Genomic DNA, 1,156 nt, shown 5'->3' with positions numbered 1-1,156 from the left:
CACTTTGCACCATCACTTTTTTAACGCGACCACGGTCAATGTAGTCGTTGATATACGCTCCCCCCCAAGCGGCGGATAGGATTTGGTTCACGTCGTTGATGCTGACATCCAGCGCGCGCAATTTAACGTGATCTACATGAACTTGGTACATTGGTGCATCAGATTGGCCATTCGGACGAACACCAACTAGTTTTGGATTCTGCGCTGCCATTCCCAGTAATTGCCCTTGTGCAGCAACTAATGCTTCGTGACCAAGGCTCAGGGAGTCTTGTAGATAGAAATCAAAACCCGTTGCGTTACCCAACTCTTGGATGGCAGGAGGTGCAAACGCAAATACCATGGCTTCTTTGATGGTTGAGAAGTAACCCATAGCACGGCCTGTCAAAGATGCAGCATCCGAACCCGGCGCTTCGCGCTCAGACCAATCTTTCAAGCCAATAAACGCCATACCCATGTTTTGGCCTTGACCAGCAAAACTAAAACCAGCCACGGTAAACACGGATCTCACGTTGTCTTTTTCTTCTTCCAAGAAATAGCTACGCACTTTATCGAGTGTTTTTTCTGTCTGCTCTTGAGTCGAGTTCGGCGGCAAGATTGCCATCGAGAACACCGTACCTTGGTCTTCATCTGGTAGGAAAGACGTCGGCAGATTCATAAATAACCAACCCGCACCAGCGCTCATTGCCACAAACACCAACAACATGCGCCCAGTGCGTTTTAGCAACTTGGCTACACCAGCCTCATAACCTGCGGTCATCGAATCAAATTTACGGTTAAACCAACCGAAGAAGCCTTTTTTATCCGTAAATTCAGCGTCACCTTTTTTCAGTAACGTAGCACACAGCGCTGGTGTCAGGATGATCGCAACCATCACTGACAACGTCATCGCAGCAACGATGGTGATCGAGAACTGACGGTAAATTACCCCGGTCGAACCTGACATAAATGCCATAGGGACGAATACTGCCGATAAGGTCAAACCAACACCAATCAACGCGCCAGTGATCTGCCCCATCGATTTCTTAGTGGCTTCTTTTGGATCGAGCCCGTCTTCGTGCATCACACGCTCAACGTTTTCTACCACAACGATGGCGTCATCCACCAGCAAACCAATCGCCAGAACCATCGCAAACATCGTCAGGGTATTCACGCTGAA

1 pseudogene is annotated in these 1,156 nt (G+C 48.8%); it reads right to left on the bottom strand.

What is annotated here, in order from left to right:
• Positions 1 to 1,156: pseudogene (gene vmeB / locus R8269_RS25380) on the bottom strand (multidrug efflux RND transporter permease subunit VmeB); the annotation flags it as partial.

The organism is Vibrio sp. Vb0667 (genome assembly GCF_033391095.1).
The sequence above is the reverse complement of the archived record's forward strand: the minus strand, read 5'-3'. Positions and strand labels throughout refer to the sequence as shown.